The organism is Streptomyces sp. NRRL WC-3549 (genome assembly GCF_000721935.1).
Classification (GTDB): Bacteria; Actinomycetota; Actinomycetes; order Streptomycetales; family Streptomycetaceae; genus Streptomyces.
The window spans coordinates 39,497-41,339 of sequence record NZ_KL585384.1 but is presented as its reverse complement, the minus strand read 5'-3'; the positions used below and the strand labels follow the sequence as shown (position 1 = coordinate 41,339).

Annotated in this window: 1 protein-coding gene and 1 pseudogene; both read right to left on the bottom strand. The window is 76.6% G+C overall.

The genetic code is table 11. The features are described 5' to 3' along the window. Window positions 1–40: 40 nt before the first annotated feature. A pseudogene (locus IH13_RS0103515) lies at window positions 41–532 on the bottom strand (UbiA family prenyltransferase); the annotation flags it as partial. A 92-nt stretch (window positions 533–624) separates the two neighbouring features. Continuing rightward, entirely contained in the window at window positions 625–1,743 is a 1,119-nt protein-coding gene (locus IH13_RS0103510; protein WP_031080938.1) for an inositol-3-phosphate synthase, read from the bottom strand. Window positions 1,744–1,843 lie beyond the last annotated feature (100 nt).

Genomic DNA, 1,843 nt, shown 5'->3' with positions numbered 1-1,843 from the left:
ACACGCCTCCCTCGCGCCATCAGAGATGTGTATAAGAGACAGTCGCCACCGCGCCCAGCAGCAGGTCCAGGGCGCGGGCGGTGGCCATGGCGGCCGGGCCCGCCGGGGTGTGTTTGAGGTGCAGGTCGTACGCCCAGACGGTGGCCGCCAGGCCGGTGGCCACCGTCAGGGCGGGCCGTCCGGCGCGGGCCGCCAGGGTCAGCCCCGCCGCCGTCAGCGCGCCCGCCGCCGCCAGGGCCGCCCCGGGGGCGATACGGCCGGAGGGGATCGGGCGGTGCGGGCGGTCGACGGCGTCCTCGTCGCGGTCCGCCCAGTCGTTGAGGGCCATCCCCGCCTCGTACAGGCAGAGCGAGGCGCCGACCGCAAGGGCCGTGCCCCGGCCGGGGTTCCGGCCCACGGCGGCGGCTCCGGCCAGCGCGTCGCCCGGGACGGTGAACAGCGCGGAGACCCGGAGCAGTTCCGCCCAGGCCCGCGGGCCGGTGCGCGGACCGGGCCTGTCCGGTGCGGGCGCAGTCCCGCCCGCACCGGACAGGCGGACCTTGGGCGCCGCGGTGCGTGCGGCGCGGGCAGCCACCAGCCCCGCGGACACCGCGCCCGTCAGCGCCACGAGCAGCCGCGGCGGCCTCACCGGGCCGCCCGCAGCCGGCCGGCGAAGTCCAGCAGGGCCGCGTACTGCTCGCCCAGCGCGGCGGGGCCTCCGTCGGGGTCCTTGAAGTAGAAGCCGAGCTCCGGACGGGGGCCGCTCAGCCCCGCCTCGTGGGCGCGGGCCAGCAACCGGGCGAGGTCCAGGACCAGCGGGGCCGCGAGCGCGGAGTCGCAGCCCTGCCAGATGGTCTGGAGGATCATCCGGGAGCCGAGGAAGCCGTCGAACGCGATGTGGTCCCAGGCCGTCTTCCAGTCCCCCATCGCCGGCACGTCGTCGATGTGGACCTCGCCCTCGGGGGCGGTGCCGAGCGTGTCGGCCAGGACGCGTTCCTTGCCCGCGTTCTTGGCGGCGGCGGCGGCCGGGTCGGCGAGGGCCGCTCCGTCGCCGCCGCCCAGCAGGTTCGTCCCCGACCAGGCCCGTACCGGCAGGGCGCGCTGGACGAACATCGGGGCGAGCACGGAGCGCAGCAGTGTCTGGCCGGTCTTGCCGTCGCGTCCGGCGTACGGGAGACCGCCGCGGTCCGCCGCGTCGCGCAGAAGCGGGCTGTGCAGTCCGGTGGAGGGGGTGAAGTTGACGTACGGGCAGCCGGCCCGCAGGGCGGCCGCCGCGTAGAGGGAGCTGGCGGGGAGGCGGGTGTCGTCCTCGCCGGGGGCGGGTTCGGTGGAGGCGACGTTGACGACGACGGTGCGGGCGAGGCCGTGGCGCCGGGTGAAGCCGGTGAGGTCGGCGGCGAAGGCCTCGATCAGTTCGTCGTCGGTGCGGCTGTCGCCGGGCAGCGGCCCGCCCGGGCGTATCTCGGCTTCCGCGGCGGCGAGTTCGGTGGTGACGGCGGCGGACAGTCCGTGCGGGATGACTCCGCCGGCCTCCAGGGCCTCGGCGCGTTTGGGCAGGGGGCAGTCGAGGGTGTCGTGGCCGCCGAAGACGAGGGAGGTCAGGGGTGGCAGTCCGCTGCCGGCGAAGGGCGGGGTCTCGGTGACCATGCCGGTCGCCGGGTGGAGTCCCGCCGCGATGGCGGCGCATCCCGCGGTGGCGGTGGTGGCGACGGAGCCGCGTGCTCCGATGAACCAGATTCCGGTACGAACGGCCTGTGCGGACACGGGCTGCCTCCCAGGGGTGGGACGGGGTGGGGTGGGGTGACGGAGGGCGGGGCGGTGGTGCTCCCCGCCCCCGTCGTCGGCGGGAGGAAGACGTTTCCCC